Here is a 17,381-nt window from a genome sequence, read left to right as displayed (position 1 = left end):
TCCTACACGGACCCTCTTAAAAGATTAGGTAGTATAAGAGGCTAAACCGGAAGATTGGTACAACTTACACATCATACGACGGATTGAAGTTTCACTGAATTTATGTTATTATAAAAACAACGAAGAGAGTCCTGATGTGACCGTAAGTTTGCTAACGTTTTGACCGAACATTTTTGCCTTAGGGAGTCTGAAGTTTCTAAGTGGCGCAAATGCCTCGTAACAGTGGACTTGTAAAGCTTAGAACAGGACACCCACCTGCTGAGAGCGGGTTCAAAACAGGCATCCAAACGACGGCACGATTGGGACATCTCTTTTTGTTTGTTAAAAATGCGAAATTAGAAATGAAATAAATTTTGGACCCACTACCTTTTGATTTTCAAAGGGTATTTCTTTTGCCGATTTAAAGGGATTCCTCCACTTATAGAGGGAAATTTTATATTGAAAAATTGTTTTTAAGCGCCTGTAGTAAAAGATGGGAAAATGTAAAATTACTTCAATGATTCTATTTACAGAGGATGTGGATCAATGTTACATCAGTTTTCAAGGAATGAATTAGCCATTGGAAAAGAAGGTTTAGAAAAGCTGAAAAATACAACCGCCCTTGTTCTCGGGATTGGCGGTGTCGGATCTTTTGCAGCTGAAGCATTAGCGAGAAGCGGTGTTGGCCGGTTAATTTTAATTGATAAAGATGATGTTGATATTACGAATGTGAATCGTCAAATCATTGCCTTGCTGTCAACTATCGGTCGATCGAAAGTAGAATTGATGAAGGAACGGATTGCCGATATCAATCCGGATTGTGAAGTAATTGCACTAAAAATGTTTTACACGGAAGAAACATATGAGGAAATTTTTCATTACGGTATTGATTTTGTTGTCGATGCATCTGACACGATCATTTACAAAGTTCATATTATGAAAGAATGCTTGAAACGAAATATTCCGATTATCTCCAGTATGGGGGCGGCAAATAAAATGGATCCGACCCGCTTCCAAATTGCCGATATTTCGCAAACTCATACCGACCCGATTGCCCGGGCTATTCGCGGCCATTTGAAAAAAGCGGGGATTAAAAAAGGTATTCCGGTTGTGTTTTCTGATGAAAGCCCGATTGTCATTCGTGAAGATGTCCGCCAATATGTTGGGAATGATGAAGCACCGACCCGCAAAGGGCAAATGCCTCCTTCATCCAATGCATTTGTCCCATCGGTGGTCGGCTTGATTATGGCAAGTTATGTAGTAAGGAAAATTTTAGAAGGTGTTAAAATCAACCGTGTGAAAGATGAGATGCTAGTTTAAAAGGCTCATAGAAAAATCAGTAGAGAGAGAATTCTTTACTGATTTTTCTATGACAAAAACAAGTGGGATAACTACTAATGCTAGTATGTCAATCATCTGCCGAAATGGTACAATTGTGCTAATGCTAATCGGCATTTTTATCCTTTTCAAGTAATTCTGTAATTTTTTCAGACTCTTTTCAATTTCTTCTAAATGCTGATTTTTCTTAGAAGAATTGATAAGAATTCTACGGATAAAAAGGGTGAAGGAAACGATAAGTAAGACGATAAGACCAAAATAAATAAACGCAAAAATTGTTGAAGCAAAATTAACCACGTCCATAGTATATCACCTCCCATTTACTAATTTTAACATACGAATGTATTTTCTGAAATCTTAACAAGAGTGTTCTTTGTCACAAAAATAGGTCTCGTCGCCAAAAAAGAGTATTTCACGGCTCAAAATGGTGACGAGAATAAGTCTCGTCGTCAAAAAAAGGAGTTTTTCGGCTCAAAATGGTGACGAGAATAGGTCTCGTCGTCAAAATATGGAGTTTTTCGGCTCAAAATGGTGACGAGAATAAGTTTCGTCGTCAAAATATGGAGTTTTTCGCCTCAAAAAGGTGACGAGAAAGGGTCTCGTCGTCAAAAATGAGCATTTCACGGCTCAAAATGGTGACTAGAACGAGTCTCGTCGCCGAAAAAGAGCGTTTTCTGCTTCAAAATGGTGACGAGAACGGGTCTCGTCGTCAAAAATGAGCATTTCACGGCTCAAAATGGTGACGAGAATAAGTCTCGTCGTCGAAAAAGAGCGTTTTCGGTTTCAAAATGGTGACGAGAACGGGTCTCGTCGTCAAAAAATAGAGTTTCCGGCCACAAAAAGGTGACGAGAAAGGGTCTCGTCTTCAAAAAAGGGTGATTTTCAGCTCAAAGTGGTGACGAGAAAGGGTCTCGTCGCCGAAAAAGAGCGTTTTCGGCTTCAAAAAGGTGACGAGAACGGGTCTCGCCGTCAAAAAAGGGTGTTTTTCAGCTCAAAGTGGTGACGAGAATAGGTCTCGTCGCCAAAAAAAGGAGTTTCACGCCACAAAAAGGTGATGAGAAAGGGTCTCGTCGTCAAAAATGAGCATTTCACGGCTCAAAATGGTGACGAGAACGAGTCTCGTCGTCGAAAAAGATCGTTTTCTGCTTCAAAATGGTGACGAGAAAGGGTCTCGTCGTCAAAAAATGGAGTTTCACGCCACAAAAAGGTGACGAGAATAAGTCTCGTCGCCAAAAAATGGAGTTTCACGCCACAAAATGGTGACGAAAACAAGTCTCGTCGTCAAAAAAGCCTTCATCCATTTTAGAAACCACTCACAATCTAGACCAAACTGTTCACTTCATCAAATCGTTAATTTTCTCGTATACTTGTGCAAGGGCTGACTCATATTTCCCGGTCTTTTTCGGCTGATAATATTTTTTCCCCGCAATTAAATCAGGTAAATATTGTTGTTTTACCCAGCCCGATTCGTAATCATGGGGATATTTATAGTCGATTCCTCGGCCTAGTTTTTTTGCTCCAAGATAATGAGCATCTTTCAAATGGTCTGGAACTTCCCCGCTCCGGCCATTCTCAATATCAGCAATTGCGGCATCAATGGCCATAATGGCTGAATTCGATTTTGGCGATAAACATAGGTCAATGACAGCATTTGCCAGAGGGATTCGCGCTTCCGGAAAACCGATTTTTTCAGCGGTTGTAACGGCGGCAACCGTTCTTGCTGCTGCCTGCGGGTTAGCCAGACCAACATCTTCATAAGCAATAACTAGGAGACGGCGGACGATGCTTGGGAGATCACCAGCAACAATCAATCTACCTAAATAGTGGAGGGCTGCATTGACATCACTGCCACGAATCGATTTTTGAAATCCGGATAAAACGTCATAATGGGCATCGCCATCACGCTCGTGGGAAAAGCCTTTTTTCTGGATACATTCCCCGGCAATCTCCACATTAATGTGAATAATGCCGTCATCATTCGGTTCGGTTGAGAGTACAGCCAATTCCAGACCGTTTAGGGCGCTTCTGAGATCCCCGTTTGTCGCATTTGCTAAAAACTCAAGAGCGTCATCGGTTACTTCAACCTGAAATTTCCCTAATCCCCGTTCACTGTCTGCCAATGCCCGATGCAAAACTTCCTTTATATCTTCCGGTTGTAACGGTTTTAATTCGAAAATTTGACAGCGACTGCGAATTGCCGGATTAATGACATGATATGGATTTCCAGTTGTTGCCCCAATTAAAACAACCATCCCGTTTTCCAAATAGGGGAGTAAAAAGTCTTGTTTTGCTTTATCTAAACGATGGACCTCATCTAATAAAAGAATCACTTTGCCGCTCATTTTTGCCTCTTCAACGACAATTTCCATATCTTTTTTATTATTTGTAACGGCGTTCAACATCCGAAAAGCGTAATCCGTACTTCCGGCAATCGCACTGGCAATGGATGTTTTTCCGACACCGGGCGGACCAAACAGAATCATCGAAGACAATTGCCTGGCCTTCACCATCCGATAAATAATTTTTCCTTCCCCGACAAGATGTTTTTGTCCGGCCACTTCTTCTAAAACTCTGGGACGCATGCGATAAGCTAATGGTTGTGTGTTCATATGTCTTCCCCTCATATCTGGTTATACAACTAATCTAACATAAAGATTTTTTCGGGGAAAGATATAAGAAGCTACTCATGCCGTAATAGAAAATTATTTCAGGCAAAAATTTTACCTTTCATTTAATGAGCGATTTTATCACACGTGCCGCCAATGTAGTTAATAAAAGAAAAATATGTTATAATTTCAAAATGGTCATGAATTAAAAAGGGGACGGGAAATGACAAAGGAAGAACGATTTGTCCAATTTTTTATATTTTTTATCGGTATTATCATTATGGCTTTCGGAATAGCCTTAACGATCAAAGCCAACATTGGGGTGGCATCATGGGATGTCTTGCATATCGGTTTGTATAAACAAATGGGTTTAACAATTGGCACTTGGAATATCATCGTTGGTCTCATCATCTTGTCTATTTCCAGTATTATCATGAAAAAATTACCGCAACCCGGGGCTTATATAAATATGTTGTTAGTCGGTATTTTTATCGATTTATTTTTATTGCTTCCTATTCATTCAAATTGGATCAGTATGAAGTTATTTATTTTATTTGTCGGAATTCTCATCTATGCGATCGGAATGGGAATTTATATATCGGCGGGTTTCGGTACAGGACCACGGGATAGTTTGATGATGGCTTTGCATTTAAAAAAAGGATGGAAAATTCAAAACGTCCGCCTCATCATGGAAGTATCGGTAGTAATCATCGGCTGGATTCTTGGCGGACCTGTCCATATTGGTACAATTATTATCAGTTTACTCATCGGACATGTTTCCGGTGTAACTATACCTTATTTTTATAAAAAGACGAAGAAAATAATGGAAATGATTCGCTTAAAAAATGAGAAAAAGAAGACAATGGTTATTTAATAATTAGCATCAAAAAAGTTTTACGGAAAATTCAACACAAGCAATAGTGTTATATTTGTTATGACACAATATTTACGTTGATTTTTTAGAAAAATCGGCTGTTTGGATTTTACCATTTATATAGGAGTGAGTAATTGAATGAAGATTTCAACAAAAGGCCGTTACGGTTTGACAATTATGATTGAGTTAGCGAAAAAATATGGCGAGGGTCCGGTGGCTTTAAAAACAATTGCGAAAGCGAACAATCTGTCGGAACATTATTTGGAGCAAATCGTATCTCCGTTAAGGAATGCGAGATTAGTAAAGAGTATCCGAGGAGCATATGGAGGGTATACTTTAGCTAATGAACCAACAGAGATTACCGCCGGAGATGTTATCCGTGTTTTAGAAGGTCCTATTCAGCTTGTCGAAGGTATTGAAGATGAAGAACCGGCTAAAAGAGAATTATGGATCCGTATTAGCGATGCGATTAAAAATGTATTAGATAATACAACATTAGATGACTTGGCAAAACATTCCAAAGATGAATCTAGTAAGGAAGGCTATATGTTTTACATTTAAGGTTAGTCGCATGTATATTAAAGAGGTTGAAAATTATTTAAAGTTATTTTAAAAGCGGGTGTAAAGATGGAAAGATATTATGTCGATCATGCTGCTACTTCACCGCTCCATCCTGACGTGATTGAAGTAATGACCGAAACAATGAAAAATACATTTGGAAATCCTTCAAGTATCCATTCGTTTGGACGAGAAGCCAGGAAGATTATTGATGAAGCAAGAGGCTCCATTGCCGACTCGATTCATGCTGATTTTCAAGAAATTGTTTTCACGAGCGGCGGTACCGAGGCGGATAATTTGGCATTAATGGGTGTCGCCTTTGCAAACCGGGGAAGGGGAAAGCATATCATCACCAGTCAAATAGAACATCATGCCGTCCTCCATACCTGTGAGGCATTGGAAAAGCAGGGTTTTGAGGTTACTTATCTTCCTGTTGACAGTCAAGGCTTTGTTTCTGTTCAAGATGTAAAAGCGGCATTGCGTGATGATACCATTCTCGTTTCCATTATGTTTGCCAATAATGAAGTCGGGACGGTTCAACCGATCAAAGCGATTGGCGACTTATTAGCCGGTCACCCTGCTTACTTCCATACCGATGCCGTTCAAGCGTATGGACTTTTGCCAATTGATGTACGTGAAATGGGCATCGATTTATTGTCAGTTTCCGCACATAAATTAAACGGTCCAAAAGGGATCGGATTTCTATATGCGAAAACGGGTGTCAGATTCATTCCTGCCCTGTATGGTGGTGAGCAAGAACGGAAACGCCGGGCGGGAACTGAAAATGTGCCTGCGATTGCCGGTTTTAAAAAAGCGGTCGACATCAGTCAGGCGGAACTAGGGGAAAAAACCGCCTTTTATGAACAATTACGGACAAGCTTTCTTGAAACATTACAAACATCAGGCATTGATTTTAAAATAAACGGGGCAGAAGAAAATCGCCTGCCTCATATTGTTAACATCAGCTTTCCGGGTACAAATGTTGAACAAATGCTTGTCAATCTTGACTTGGAAGGTATTGCAGCATCGAGCGGATCGGCGTGTACAGCCGGATCATTGGAACCAAGTCATGTGTTAAGTGCAATGTATGGGCATCAGGCAGATGAATTAACCAATTCAATCCGATTCAGCTTCGGTTATGGAATAACATTAGGGCAAACAATTACGATTGCCGAAAAAACAGTGAAGGTTGTTAAACGGCTAACCGGAAAATAGAAAGTGATTTGGTGGTGAATAACTTGAAAAAACCCGAAGATACACGCGTCGTTGTCGGGATGAGCGGCGGTGTCGATTCGTCGGTAGCCGCTTATCTTTTGAAACAACAAGGCTACGATGTGATTGGTGTGTTTATGAAAAACTGGGATGATACCGATGAATTTGGTGTTTGTACGGCAACGGAAGATTATGAAGATGTGATTCGTGTTTGTAATCAAATCGGTATTCCTTATTATGCTGTCAATTTTGAAAAGGAATATTGGGATAAAGTGTTTACCTATTTCCTGGATGAATATAAAGCCGGTCGGACACCGAATCCGGATGTCATGTGTAATAAGGAAATTAAATTTAAGGCATTTCTTGAACATGCGTTGAAATTAGGTGCTGATTACTTGGCAACCGGTCACTATGCCCAAGTGAAAATTATTGACGGTGAATACAAAATGTTGCGCGGCAAAGATGTCAACAAGGATCAAACGTATTTCTTGAATCAACTATCACAAGAACAAATTTCCAAAGTGATGTTTCCAATCGGTCACATGGATAAAAAACGGGTTCGGGAAATTGCTAAAGAAGCCGGACTTGCGACAGCAACGAAAAAAGACAGTACCGGGATTTGTTTTATCGGTGAACGGAACTTCAAAGAATTTTTAAGTAAATACTTACCGGCTCAACCGGGCAGAATGGAAACTTTGACCGGTGAAATAAAAGGTTTTCATGAAGGCCTCATGTATTATACGATCGGTCAGAGACACGGGCTCGGTATCGGCGGTTCCGGTGATCCGTGGTTTGTTGTTGGTAAAGACTTGGAACGAAATGTCCTGTTGGTTGGTCAAGGCTATGATAATGATGCGTTATATTCGGATGCAATCATTGCGACCAATGTAAGTTGGGTCTCTGACAAAGAAAAACCTGCTCAATTTTCATGTACGGCCAAGTTCCGCTACCGCCAACCGGATCATGGTGTTACGGTTACACTTTTAGGGAATAACACAGCAAGAGTTGAATTTGATGAACCGATACGTGCGGTCACACCGGGGCAAGCCGTTGTCTTCTATAACGGTGAAGAATGCCTTGGTGGAGGTACCATCGATCAAATATTTAAAGACAATGAACGATTAAAGTATGTGGGGTAAAAATCGGAGGATCAGCTGAAATGTTATGCTGGTCCTCTGTCCTTTTTATAATAAATTCTATATAATTATTTTTGGATAGTCCCTTTTGTTTGTTTTATATAATTTGTCAATGAAACCTTTTTCGTCATCATCTTGGGGAGAAACGAAGGAAATCCTTAATTTGTCGACAAGACCCGATCTTGAAAAAAATCTTTGACAAAACGTCGATAGGCTCTATGCTCGTTTCTTATAAAAATGCTTATAGTACCATTTTTCAACATATCTTTGGAGGGGGAAATCGGAAATGCAACAAGAAGAACGTTATATTAAGGGCAGACCGATCGTCACCATTTTTCACAATGAACAAAATTTATATACCGTTCTTCGGATTCGTGTCGATGAATCAAATGAGGCTGGTGTGAACAAAGATGCGGTTGTCACCGGCTATTTCCCCCGTCTGTATGAAGAGGAAACTTATATTTTTTACGGAAAGTTTACGGATCATCCAAAATATGGTCCACAATTTCAAGTTGACCATTTTCGAAAAGATCTGCCAAAGACAAAACAAGGTGTTGTTCAATATTTATCAAGTGAACTTTTTAAAGGAATTGGAAAGAAAACGGCTGAAAATATTGTGGACGTTCTGGGTGAAAATGCTATCGAACGCATCATGAAACAGCCGTCTTTATTGGACACGGTACCGAAATTGGCTGCTGATAAAGCAAAATTGTTACATGAAAAATTAATAGAGTATCAAGGGTTAGAAAATATTATGGTCGGGTTGAATCAATACGGGTTCGGTCCGCAGCTGTCTATGCGAATCTATCAAACATATAAAGAGCATACACTGGAAATCGTCGAAAATAACCCGTATAAACTTGTGGAAGATATTGAAGGAATTGGCTTTGGTCGGGCAGATGAATTAGGCTTTAAACTCGGCATGAAAGGAAATCATCCGGATCGGGTTAAGGCCGGTTGTTTATACACATTAGAAACAGATTGTATTCAAGAAGGTCATTGTTATTTGGAAAAGAAAACTTTCATTCCGACTGTTAAAAAGTTGCTGGAATCTAACCAGCCGGTGGAAATTTTTCCGGAAGAAATTGAGCATGAACTTTTGAAACTGGAGGAAGAAGGAAAGATCGTCATCGATGAGGAACGTGTATTTCTACCTTCCATTTTTTATTCGGAAAAAGGTTTGGTAACGAATATAAAAAGAATCTTGGCTCAAAAAGAATTTGAAGACGGCTTTCCGGAATCAGAATTTCTACTTGCATTAGGTAGTTTAGAGGAACGGCTTGGTATTCAATATGCTCCATCACAAAGGGAAGCAATTCAAACCGCACTCTCCAGTCCAATGTTAATTTTAACCGGCGGACCGGGAACGGGAAAAACGACGGTAATTAAAGGAATCGTTGAACTGTATGGAGAATTGCACGGTTGCAGTTTGGATCCAAAAGACTATAAAAAGGATGAAGTGTTTCCGTTTGTGTTGGCTGCTCCAACCGGTCGGGCCGCAAAACGGATGGCGGAATCAACCGGTTTACCGGCAGTAACGATTCATCGATTACTCGGATGGAATGGAACAGAAACCTTTGATTATAACGAAGATAATCCGATTGAAGGGAAGATTGTTATCATTGATGAGATGTCGATGGTTGACATTTGGCTTGCCCATCATTTATTTAAAGCTTTGCCTGCGCATGTGCAAGTAATTTTGGTCGGTGATGAAGATCAATTACCTTCCGTTGGCCCGGGGCAAGTTTTGAAAGATTTATTAGCCTCAGAACGAATTCCGACCGTTCGTTTGACGGATATTTATCGACAAGAAAGCGGCTCATCCATTATTCAGCTTGCTCATGCCATAAAAAACGGGACGATACCGGAAGATTTAAGAAACCAACAAAAGGATCGTTCATTCATTTCTTGCCGTACGACACAAGTTGCTGATGTCGTAAAGCAGGTCGTCGGACATGCAATCAATAAAGGTTATACACCTAAAGATATTCAAGTTTTGGCACCGATGTATCGGGGGCCGGCCGGAATTGATGAGCTGAATATACTTCTCCAAGAAATATTGAATGGAACGAACAAGGAAAAGCGAAGGGAATTAAACTTTGGCGACCATACTTACCGGGTTGGCGATAAAGTTTTGCAATTAATCAATCAACCGGATAAAAATATTTTTAACGGTGATATCGGTGAAATTGTAGCTATCTTTTATGCAAAAGAGACAGAGGAAAAAGTTGATCAACTGGTCGTTTCGTTTGACGGTAATGAGGTTACTTACCCGAGACAGGATTTACATCAAATTACCCTTGCCTATTGCTGCAGTATTCACAAATCGCAAGGGAGCGAATTTCCGATTGTCATTCTACCGATTGTCAGAGGCTATCACCGGATGTTACGGAGAAATCTTATTTATACGGCCATCACGCGGAGTAAAGAAAAATTAATTTTATGCGGGGAAGAGGATGCCTTTCGAACCGCCGTTTATCGTACGGATGATAATATGAGGAACACGACGTTAAAGAAACGATTATTGCAAGAAATAAACGGAAATCACACTCCGGATATCGGGGTAGTGAAAGAAGATATGTCTTATGAAGAACGATTAATGAATACGGATCCGATGGTTGGCATGGAGAATATTAGCCCGTATGATTTCATGATTGAAGATAGAGCGGAATATTTAAGTTGACCTGATATCCAGAGAGAAAGTTTTGTAAAAATGATTATTTTCCCAACAATTTGGGCAGAATGGTATCAAATAATATTTATAAATTTGATTTGAGGTGGAAAAGTGGAACTAATTTGCCCAAATTGTCACAGTAAAGATATTGGGAAGATCGGGATCAATCAATATTATTGCTGGAACTGTTTTATTGAGCTATCGGTTTCAAATGGGATGATTCACACACATCAGGTGGAAGAAGACGGATCCCTTTCCTCCCTGGATGATTTATTCCCGGAAGAAGAACGTCGCTATCATGCATAATATCGCTCCATCCTCTCAAACTATAACGAGGGGGGAGTGTTGTCGATGGATATTAAAGTGAAGTGGTATTACCGATTAGGATTTTTATTATTACTATTTGTTGTTCTTTATGTGTTTATCAGACTTTCACCGATGTGGAAACCGGTTATTCAGATTTTTTTGAAGGTACTGTTACCTTTTCTGATTGCCGGATTTATCGCTTACTTATTATATCCGCTTGTGGAGAAACTCCATCAAAACGGGTTACAGAGATGGCTTTCCGTCTTATTAATCTATATTTTATTTTTTGGGGGAGTCGGTTTTGCCATCTATAAAGGAATACCTGTCTTTATTAAACAATTAAAGGATCTTTCCGAAAACATCCCCGGTTTCATACACCAGTATGAAATGTGGGGAGATTTTATTGAAAGAAAAACAAAAACTTGGCCGCTCGGAATTCACGAACAAATTGATGTCGGTTATCAAGCGATTGAGGAAGGACTTAAGCGGCTGATTGAACGAATTTTAAAGTTTTTTATATGGTTAGTGGACAATTTTTTTCTGTTAATCCTGGTTCCATTTATTGCATTTTATATTTTAAAAGATATTGATTACTTAAAAAAAACATTTTGGTCCTTTGTGCCTAAAAAATGGCGGGAACAAACGAGAGATTTTCTTTTCAACGTCGAGCAATCGCTTGGAAATTATATCCGCGGGCAACTGACTGTCTGTGCCTTAGTTGGCATTATATCGATGATCTTTTTCTGGCTGATCAAAATAGATTACCCGCTTTTACTTGGCTCGATCATTGGGATTACGAATGTGATTCCGTATTTTGGTCCGATTATCGGTGTCGTTCCAGCCGCAATTATTGCATCTCAAACATCCGTAAAAATGATTATTTTTGTTGTTTTGTTTGTCTTTTTCCTTCAGTTTCTTGAGGGAAATATTTTATCACCTTACATAGTCGGGAAATCTTTACAGATGCATCCTTTATTAATTATATTTTCCATCTTAATTGGTGGTGAAATCGGCGGGGTACTGGGACTTATCATGGCGGTTCCGTTAATTGCGGTCATTAAAACTACTATTTTGCAAGCTTTGGATCAGTTTAAAAGGCGGGATTATGGTTAATTTTTTTCGCTTAATTTCCGGATACAATCATTTTCGATAATTGACAAGGAGACGGTCAAATACTAGAATAAAAAATATGACTGGAGATTTAAAAATATCAACACATTGACGGAGCGAGTATGTATCAATGAGTCTAAAAAAGAGAGAAATTTCCGTGGCTGAAAGAAATTTCCAGACAGTTGTTACAGAAGGCTACTCCCGAGTGCAGCTAATCCCTGCCGTTACTTCGCGTTAAGAAGGCTAAAGTGATGAGAGTGATTAAGACTTTCATAACTAGGGTGGTACCACGGAACAGACTCTTCGTCCCTAATTTTAGGGGAGGAGTTTTTTTATTGGAACAAAATGGAAATAAATAAATTAGGGAGGAATTCGCTTGAAAAAATTGACAAGTGCTGAAATTCGTCGTATGTATCTTGAGTTTTTTCAGGAAAAAGGACATAAGATTGAACCGAGTGCATCGCTCATCCCGCATGATGATCCGTCATTACTTTGGATTAACAGCGGTGTTGCCACATTAAAAAAATATTTTGACGGCCGGGTAAAGCCGGATAACCCGCGGATTACGAATGCCCAAAAATCGATTCGGACCAATGATATTGAAAACGTCGGGAAAACAGCACGCCACCATACTTTTTTTGAAATGCTCGGTAATTTCTCAATCGGTGATTATTTTAAAGAAGAAGCCATTATTTGGGCATGGGAATTTTTAACAAGCCCGAAATGGATTGGCTTTGAGCCGGAAAAATTATCCGTAACAATACATCCCGAAGATGAGGAAGCGTACAAAATTTGGCATGAAAAAGTCGGGATACCGGAAGAGAGAATTATTCGGTTAGAAGGCAATTTCTGGGATATCGGTGAAGGACCAAGTGGCCCAAATTCGGAAATTTTCTATGACCGCGGACCGGAATTTGGCAATGATGATAATGATCCGGAATTATATCCGGGTGGAGAAAATGACCGGTATTTAGAAGTTTGGAACTTAGTCTTTTCTCAATTTAATCATAATCCCGACGGTTCATATACGCCACTGCCGAAGAAAAACATTGATACCGGGATGGGGCTGGAACGAATGGCCTCTGTTATTCAAAATACAAAGACAAACTTTGAAACAGATCTGTTCATTCCTATTATCAAAAAGACGGAAGAAATATCCGGTGTGAAATATGGTGAAAATGAAGAATTTGATGTGGCTTTTAAAGTGATTGCTGATCATATTCGTACCGTTACTTTTGCTGTTGGTGATGGGGCATTGCCGTCTAATGAAGGTCGAGGCTATGTGTTAAGGAGACTTTTGAGACGTGCCGTTCGTTATGCAAAACAAATTCAAATCGAACGCCCGTTTATGTTCGAATTAGTTCCGGTTGTCGGGAAAATTATGGAAGACTATTATCCGGAAGTGAAAAACAAGGCGGAATTCATTGGAAAAGTGATCAAAAATGAAGAAGAACGATTCCATGAAACATTAAATGAAGGAATCGCAATTTTAACCGATATCATTGAAAAAGCAAAAAGTACCGGTAAGAAAACAATAGCTGGGGTCGATGTTTTCCGCCTTTATGACACGTATGGATTTCCGGTTGAGCTAACGGAAGAATACGCACAAGATGCCGGGCTTGCAATCGATCATCACGGTTTTGAAAAAGAAATGGAATTACAAAGGGAACGGGCCCGAAAAGCACGGCAAGAAACAGGTTCGATGCAAGTTCAAGGCGGTGACTTGGGAGAATTCACTGTTTCCAGCACATTTGTTGGATATGATACACTTGAAACGAATGCAAAAATTATCGGTATATTTAAAGATGGAAAACTCATTTCTTCGGCCAATCAAGGGGAAGAAATTCAGCTTATCTTGGACCAAACGCCTTTTTATGCGGAAAGCGGCGGGCAAATTGCGGACCGTGGTACGATTACGGCTGAAGGTCTCGTAATAGAAGTCCTTGATGTCCAAAAAGCGCCAAACCGGCAAAACCTTCACCGGGCTGTTGTCAAGCAGGGGCTAGCAGAAACCGGCCAAACGGTCTTTGCCAAAATTGACAGCAAAAATCGTTTGCAAATTACGAAAAACCATTCAGCAACCCATCTTTTACATCGAGCTTTGAAGGATGTCCTTGGTGAGCATGTCAATCAGGCGGGCTCGCTTGTTGAACCGGATCGGCTCCGTTTTGACTTTTCTCATTTCGGACAAGTAACCGAAGAAGAGTTGAGCAAAATTGAAAAAATTGTCAATGAAAAAATTTGGGAAAGCTTACCGGTAGAAATTATGGAAAAACCGCTCGCCGAAGCTAAAGCAATGGGTGCGATGGCATTGTTTGGTGAAAAGTACGGCGAAATCGTCCGTGTGGTCAAAATGGGTGAATACTCCATCGAGCTTTGCGGCGGATGCCATGTTCCGAACACTTCCGCCATCGGTCTATTTAAACTTGTTACCGAAACCGGAATTGGAGCCGGGACCAGACGGATTGAAGCAGTAACGGGTGAAAAAGCTTACCAATATATGTCAGATCAAATTCAAATATTAAATGATGCCGCACATAAATTAAAGGCGAACGTGAAAGATGTTCCGGAAAAAATTGCGGCCTTGCAAAAAGAATTACGAGAAGCCCATAAAGAAATTGAATCATTAACTGCCAAATTAGGCAATATAGAAGCAAAAAGCTTAATAAATAAAGTAAAAGAAGTAAATGGCATTCAGTTGCTGGTCAGTCGCGTCGAAATTAATGAATCCAATCAATTGCGAACTATGTTGGATGAGTTAAAGCAAAAAATCAAGTCCGGTGTCATTGTTCTTGGTGCAGTATTGGATGGAAAGGTACAACTGATTGCGGGGGTAACGAAAGACCTAACCGGAACTTATCACGCCGGTAAATTAATCAAAGAAGTTGCCGGTATTTGTGACGGTGGCGGCGGTGGTCGTCCGGACATGGCCCAAGCCGGTGGAAAAGATCCAAATCGTTTATCTGAAGCACTTCAATATGTAGAAGAATGGATAAAGAATACTTGATGATCGGTACCTTTAGAAAAAATCGGAACGCATCGTAAATCGAAGAACATGCACGATTTCGGTTGTTGCGTATTTCGATGAAGCTCCCGGTGCAATGAAGAGATGGGAAAGTATAAGTTGAAAATTATACTTTCCTTCTGCAAAAAAGATTTCATTAATTAGACAAGTAGTGTAAAATAAAGACAAATAACCGCAACCTGAGTTTGATCGGAGGTGCATGACCATGAGTTCACTTGATCGGACGATGCAATTTCATTTTCCGGAAGAACCAATCAATCAAGAAGTACAAAAAGTTCTTCAGGAAGTTTTTTTAGCATTGGAGGAAAAGGGATATAATCCTATTAATCAAATCGTTGGCTATTTATTATCAGGTGATCCTGCTTATATTCCCCGTCATAAAGATGCAAGGAATATTATTCGAAAGCTGGAGCGGGATGAGATTATTGAAGAATTGGTAAAGTTTTATATTCAAGAGCATCGTGAGGAAAAATAATGCGAATTTTAGGACTGGATGTTGGCTCAAAAACGATTGGGGTGGCGGTTAGCGATGAACTGGGCTGGACTGCCCAAGGACTGAAAACCATCCAAATTCAGGAAGACGAGCAAAAATCCGGAATACCGGAACTTGAAGAAATCATTCGAGAATACGGAATAGAAAAGATAATTGTCGGCTTACCCAAAAATATGAATGGAACAATCGGCCCACGTGGTGAAATTAGTTTGCAATTTGCCAAACTGTTAAAAAACAGGTTTAGTTTACCCGTGGAGTTATGGGATGAACGATTAACGACCATGGCTGCAGAACGAATTTTGTTGACAGCCGATGTAAGCAGGAAAAAACGTAAAAAGGTAATTGATAAAATGGCGGCCAGTCTCATTTTACAAAGTTATTTAGATAGTTTAGGAAGCCATTGAAATTTATACATGAAAGCCCTTTAAATGAAGGGGTAAGGAGGAAAATAATGGAACACGGTGAAAACCATATTATGATTATTGATGAAGATGGTAATGAAGAACTATGTGAAATATTGTTTACTTTCGAATCTGAAGAATTTGGTAAGGCGTATGTTTTATACTACCCGATAGGAGCAGAAGAAGACGATGAGGGAGAAATTGAAATTCATGCCTCAAGCTTTCTTCCCGGAAAAGAACAAGGAGATTTATTACCTATCGAATCCGAAGCGGAATGGGATTTAATTGAGGAAATGCTTGAAACTTTTTTAGGTGAAGATGAAGAGTAAAATATAAAGCTTTTACATGTCCCAAAACAGCGGATCATTTAATTTAGATGGTGGTTCCTGTTTTTGGGACATTCTTTTTTAAAATGAATTTTGCTGACAAAATTAAAAGTTATAGTATAATAATTCAAGATGAGAAAAAATTTTCGAGTATATTCTACATTATTTGCACTCTCACAAGGAGGGTTTGGATGGATAACAATAAGGACAAGGAAAAAATCATGGAGATCGTTAACAAAGAGAAATATAAAGAAGCAAAAACAGTGAGAAAAATAGTTTTTATTACAACGGCAATCATCTTTTTATTATTAGCCGGTATTTTAACCGGTGGCTATCTGTATATTCACTCTGCATTAAAGCCGGTTGATCCCGACAGTAAACAAGAAGTTCAAGTGGAAATTCCAATGGGTTCCGGAACATCAGCCATTGCGTCAATTTTAGAGAAAAACCGGGTTATTAAGGATGCGCTGGTTTTCAAATATTATGTAAAATTTAAGAATGAAACCGATTTTCAAGCCGGCACATACTTACTTTCACCGTCAATGACGATGAATGAAATTATTACAAGTTTAAAAACCGGCAGTGTATATAAAAAGGCCGCCTTATCCATTCCTGTTCCGGAAGGGTTAAGATTGACAGAAATCGCTGGGATTATCGCCAAAAAGACTGATTACAGTACGGAAGAAATCGTAAATACAGTAAATAGTCCGGAGTTTATCAAAAAAGCGATGGAAACTTATCCTGAGCTTATAACGGAAGATGTTTTAAATGAAAACATTAAATTCCCACTGGAAGGTTATTTGTTTCCGGCTACATATAGCTTTGAGGAGAAGAAGCCGCCGCTTGAAGAGATCCTTCTGGCGATGATTAAAAAAACAAATGATGTCGTTGAAAAGTATCGAATTGATCTTGAAAGTAAAGGAATCACTGTCCATCAATTATTAACATTGGCATCCCTGGTAGAGGAAGAAGCAACAAATGAGGCAGATAGAAAAACAATTGCCAGCGTGTTCTATAATCGTATGGAAACCGGTATGCCTCTGCAAACAGATCCGACTGTCATTTATGCAATCGGGGAACATCGTGATCGGCTTACCTTTAAGGATTATTATGAAGTAGTGGATCCTTACAACACCTATTTAAATAGCGGCTATCCGCCGGGACCGATTGCCGGTAGCAGTGAAATGTCAATCGAAGCTGCTTTATATCCGGCTAGCTCGGATTACTATTACTTTTTAGCAACGCCTAAAGGTGAAGTACTGTTTTCAAAGACATTAGAAGAACATAATGAAAAATATGCTCAATATATTCAGTCGAATCAATCGAATAAATAATTGTTTTGA

At 39.6% G+C, this 17,381-nt stretch carries 14 protein-coding genes, 1 other RNA gene, 1 pseudogene and 1 other annotated feature; of the genes and pseudogenes, 14 read left to right on the top strand and 2 right to left on the bottom strand.

From position 1 onward, the window contains the following. The first annotated feature begins 125 nt into the window (after positions 1–125). A non-coding RNA gene (gene ssrS, locus BT1A1_RS17965) (6S RNA) lies at positions 126–310 on the top strand. Between the two features lie 215 nt (positions 311–525). Further along, the gene (locus BT1A1_RS11310; RefSeq protein ID WP_034771310.1) at positions 526–1,299 is read left to right on the top strand and encodes a tRNA threonylcarbamoyladenosine dehydratase; all 774 of its coding nucleotides are present in this window, start codon (positions 526–528) and stop codon (positions 1,297–1,299) included. 124 nt (positions 1,300–1,423) lie between these two features. On the opposite strand, the pseudogene BT1A1_RS19590 reads toward BT1A1_RS11310, so the two are convergent. Beyond that, positions 1,424–1,620 (bottom strand): annotated as a pseudogene (locus BT1A1_RS19590) (DUF4083 domain-containing protein). Positions 1,621–2,651: 1,031 nt separating this feature from the next. Then, positions 2,652–3,926, bottom strand: coding sequence for a replication-associated recombination protein A (locus BT1A1_RS11300; protein ID WP_034771304.1), 1,275 nt, complete (start codon positions 3,924–3,926; stop codon positions 2,652–2,654). A gap of 220 nt (positions 3,927–4,146) precedes the next feature. Here BT1A1_RS11300 and BT1A1_RS11295 point away from each other — a divergent pair, with 220 nt between their 5' ends. The 12 genes from BT1A1_RS11295 to mltG all read left to right on the top strand — a co-directional run bounded on the left by BT1A1_RS11295 (position 4,147) and on the right by mltG (position 17,372). Beyond that, a complete protein-coding gene (locus BT1A1_RS11295; RefSeq protein WP_034771299.1) occupies positions 4,147–4,797 on the top strand; it encodes a YczE/YyaS/YitT family protein in 651 nt (216 codons plus the stop codon). A 138-nt stretch (positions 4,798–4,935) separates the two neighbouring features. Then, positions 4,936–5,358 carry a cysteine metabolism transcriptional regulator CymR gene (gene cymR / locus BT1A1_RS11290; protein WP_034771297.1) on the top strand — a complete coding sequence of 141 codons (423 nt, stop codon included), beginning with the start codon at positions 4,936–4,938 and terminating at the stop codon, positions 5,356–5,358. A gap of 66 nt (positions 5,359–5,424) precedes the next feature. Beyond that, positions 5,425–6,570, top strand: a complete 1,146-nt coding sequence (locus BT1A1_RS11285) for a cysteine desulfurase family protein (RefSeq protein ID WP_034771291.1) — start codon at positions 5,425–5,427, stop codon at positions 6,568–6,570. A gap of 11 nt (positions 6,571–6,581) precedes the next feature. Beyond that, a complete protein-coding gene (gene mnmA, locus BT1A1_RS11280) occupies positions 6,582–7,706 on the top strand; it encodes a tRNA 2-thiouridine(34) synthase MnmA (RefSeq protein WP_269147496.1) in 1,125 nt (374 codons plus the stop codon). 283 nt (positions 7,707–7,989) lie between these two features. After that, a complete protein-coding gene (locus tag BT1A1_RS11275) occupies positions 7,990–10,386 on the top strand; it encodes an SF1B family DNA helicase RecD2 (protein ID WP_034771286.1) in 2,397 nt (798 codons plus the stop codon). 102 nt (positions 10,387–10,488) lie between these two features. After that, a complete protein-coding gene (locus tag BT1A1_RS11270) occupies positions 10,489–10,683 on the top strand; it encodes a hypothetical protein (protein WP_034771285.1) in 195 nt (64 codons plus the stop codon). A gap of 45 nt (positions 10,684–10,728) precedes the next feature. Further along, the gene (locus tag BT1A1_RS11265; RefSeq protein WP_034771282.1) at positions 10,729–11,796 is read left to right on the top strand and encodes an AI-2E family transporter; all 1,068 of its coding nucleotides are present in this window, start codon (positions 10,729–10,731) and stop codon (positions 11,794–11,796) included. 96 nt (positions 11,797–11,892) lie between these two features. Then, positions 11,893–12,107: a binding site (T-box leader), on the top strand. A 62-nt stretch (positions 12,108–12,169) separates the two neighbouring features. After that, on the top strand, positions 12,170–14,800 hold the full coding sequence (gene alaS, locus BT1A1_RS11260) for an alanine--tRNA ligase (RefSeq protein WP_034771281.1): 2,631 nt from the start codon (positions 12,170–12,172) through the stop codon (positions 14,798–14,800). 223 nt (positions 14,801–15,023) lie between these two features. Next, positions 15,024–15,293, top strand: coding sequence for an IreB family regulatory phosphoprotein (locus tag BT1A1_RS11255; RefSeq protein WP_034771279.1), 270 nt, complete (start codon positions 15,024–15,026; stop codon positions 15,291–15,293). Next, complete coding sequence (gene ruvX / locus BT1A1_RS11250; RefSeq protein WP_034771278.1) at positions 15,293–15,715, top strand: Holliday junction resolvase RuvX; 423 nt, start codon at positions 15,293–15,295, stop codon at positions 15,713–15,715. The genes BT1A1_RS11255 and ruvX overlap by 1 nt, the downstream gene beginning before the upstream one ends. A gap of 47 nt (positions 15,716–15,762) precedes the next feature. Beyond that, on the top strand, positions 15,763–16,041 hold the full coding sequence (locus BT1A1_RS11245; RefSeq protein ID WP_034771277.1) for a DUF1292 domain-containing protein: 279 nt from the start codon (positions 15,763–15,765) through the stop codon (positions 16,039–16,041). A gap of 188 nt (positions 16,042–16,229) precedes the next feature. Continuing rightward, a complete protein-coding gene (gene mltG / locus BT1A1_RS11240) occupies positions 16,230–17,372 on the top strand; it encodes an endolytic transglycosylase MltG (RefSeq protein WP_051989111.1) in 1,143 nt (380 codons plus the stop codon). Positions 17,373–17,381 lie beyond the last annotated feature (9 nt).

The sequence above is a fragment of the Caldibacillus thermoamylovorans genome, from assembly GCF_000751775.1.
GTDB lineage: Bacteria > Bacillota > Bacilli > Bacillales > Caldibacillaceae > Caldifermentibacillus > Caldifermentibacillus hisashii.
Note: the sequence above shows the minus strand (reverse complement) of the source record. Positions and strands in the feature narration are given on the sequence as shown.